Origin of the sequence: Micromonospora sp. SL1-18, assembly GCF_047921505.1 — a bacterium.
Lineage (GTDB): Bacteria > Actinomycetota > Actinomycetes > Mycobacteriales > Micromonosporaceae > Micromonospora.
Map to the genome: position 1 here is coordinate 1 of NZ_JBLROA010000152.1, position 2,535 is coordinate 2,535.

General features: G+C 68.6%; 3 protein-coding genes. All 3 read left to right on the forward strand.

Annotated features, from left to right (window positions below):
• Positions 1 to 1,037: replication initiator (locus ACNAW0_RS30150; RefSeq protein WP_416291436.1), on the forward strand; the 1,037-nt coding region annotated here is incomplete at its 5' end.
• A complete protein-coding gene (locus tag ACNAW0_RS30155) occupies positions 1,034 to 1,222 on the forward strand; it encodes a helix-turn-helix domain-containing protein (RefSeq protein WP_416291437.1) in 189 nt (62 codons plus the stop codon). The genes ACNAW0_RS30150 and ACNAW0_RS30155, both read left to right, overlap by 4 nt.
• A gap of 3 nt (positions 1,223 to 1,225) precedes the next feature.
• Positions 1,226 to 2,452: a tyrosine-type recombinase/integrase gene (locus tag ACNAW0_RS30160; RefSeq protein ID WP_416291438.1), complete on the forward strand. Its 1,227-nt coding sequence runs from the start codon at positions 1,226 to 1,228 to the stop codon at positions 2,450 to 2,452.
• Positions 2,453 to 2,535: the final 83 nt, after the last annotated feature.

Below are 2,535 nucleotides of genomic sequence, written 5' to 3' on the forward strand. Positions count from 1 at the left end.
TCTCCGACGGCACACCGGTCCACCCGGACAGCTACGACTACCGGCGGGCCGCCTGGGACGCCGTGCACTTCCCCCGGCTCCTGGACCGGTTCTGGCAGAACCTGCGCCGTGCCGTGGGCTGGAACGTGCAGTACGCCGGGGCGGTCGAGCCGCAGCGACGGCTGGCCCCACACGCGCACTTCGCCATACGCGGCACCATCCCCCGCGCCCTCGTCCGCCAGGTCGCCGCCGCCACCTACCACCAGGTGTGGTGGCCTCCCGCCACCGAGCTGGTCTACCAACCGGGGAGGGCGCCGCAATGGGATGCCGATGCGGGCGGCTACACCGACCCGGACTCGGGTGAGCCGCTGCCGTCGTGGGATGACGCCCTGGACCTGGTCGACGCCGACCCCGACGCCCAGCCGATGCACGTCGTCCGCTTCGGCGTCCAAGTCGACGCCAAAGGCGTGCTCGCCGGCACCAAGGACGCGGACCGGTGCGTCGGCTACATCACCAAGTACCTCACCAAGCAGGCCGCCGACTGCCACGACGTGACCACCGCCCGGCAACGGGCACACCTCGAACGGCTCTGGCAGGAGCTGCGGCACACGCCGTGTTCGGAGCGGTGCGCCAACTGGCTGCTCTACGGCATCCAACCCAAAAAGGCCCGGCCCGGGTTGAAGCCCGGCAACTGCAAAAGCAAGGTCCACAAACGCGAAACCCTCGGCATCGGCGGCCGGCGCGTCCTCATCTCCCGCCAATGGTCCGGCAAAACCCTCACCGACCACCGGGCCGACCGGCGCGAGTGGGTCAAGGCGCTGCTCGGCGTCACCACCGACGCCGACACCGCCCCGACCGGCTCCGACACCGTCCGGCACGCCTGGGAACTCGCCCGGCCAACCGACCCCGACGTGCCACCCCTCGGCCACCGGGTCTTACGGGCGATCTCTGAACGCATCCAATGGCGCGCCCAGCTCGACGCGGCAAGACGTGCTGCGGTCCCGCCCGATGTCTCGGCAACTGTGAACGGTTCGGAGTCACGGAGGGAGGAGCAGTGACGCGTACACCGGTCGTTGACCATCTGTGGTCGGTTGAGGATGTCTCGGCGTTCCTCGGGGTCCCGGTCGAGACGCTGTACCAGTGGCGCAAGCGCAAGTACGGGCCGCCGGCTGGCCGCGTCGGGCGTCACCTGCGCTACGACCCGGCCGACGTGCGGGCCTGGTTCAAGCGACAGGCCGCGTAGGCCGTGGCGCACATCGAAGACCGCTGGTACAAGACGGTTCGCCATCCGGGCGGGCGCACGGAGCGGGTAAAGGCGGCGCTGTTCGGCAAAGGGCTGCGGTACCGGGTCCGGTACATCGGCCCCGACGGGCGTGAGCACAAGAAGTCGTTCCCGGACCGGGCCAAGCGGGACGCTGAGGCGTTCCTCGTCTCGGTCGAGTCGGACAAGCTGCGTGGTGCCTACGTCGATCCTGCCGCTGGGCGCATCACCTTCGCCGAGTACGCCGAGGAGTGGATACGGACTCGCGCGTTCGATGAATCCTCCCGCGAGAGCACCGAACTCCGGGTTCGTAAACACCTGCTGCCGTTCTTTGGCCACCGGCAGCTGTCGGCCATCAAGCCGGGCCAGATCCGTGAGTGGGACCGCAACATGGTCGGCGTTCTCGCCCCTGCCTCCCGTGCCGTGGTGTTCACTCACCTCCGCTCGATCCTCGCGGCGGCAGTGGACGACGAGCGCATCGCCAAGAACCCGTGCTCCGCCCGTTCCGTGATTCCACCCCGGGCAGTGCAGCGGAAGGTGGTGCCCTGGAAGCCGCAGGAGGTTGCCGCGGTACGGGCCAACCTGCCCGAGCGCTACCGGGTCGCGGTTGACATGGGCGCTGGCTGTGGCCTCCGTCAGGGGGAAATCTTCGGCCTGTCTGTGGCCGACATCGACTTCGACGGCGGCTGGCTGCACATCGTTCGTCAGGTCAAGTATGTCCGGTCCCGGCTTGTCTTCGGACTTCCCAAGACCGACCGGGACCGCCGTGTGCCGCTGCCTGGCACCGTCGCGCGAGCACTACAGGCGCACCTCGACCGGTTCCCGCCCGTCCACGTCACTCTCCCGTGGGAAGACCCGGCCAGCGCCGAGACACAGACTCACGCCCTGGTCCTCACCACCACCCGCGACAGCGCGCTCCGGCGAACGACCTTCGACAAGGTCGCATGGAGGCCTGCCGTTCGTGCGGCTGGGATGGTTTCGAGCCGTTCTACCGGCATGCACGCCCTGCGGCACTTCTACGCCTCGGCGCTTCTGGATGCGGGGGAGAGCATCAAGGCCCTCGCCTCCTACCTCGGTCACACCGATCCTGGCTTCACTCTCCGCGTCTACACCCACCTCATGCCATCGAGCGAGGAACGGACCCGCCAGGCGATCGACAGCCTCTTCCCGGATCTCGTTGCGGAGGAGGGAGACGCCCTGCAGACGCCCTGACAGTCATGATCGGTGGTGTTTCCGCAGCTCACGATATGTGTGGTCCTCATAATCCGGCGTACAGGTCGACTCGTCCGTCGCCC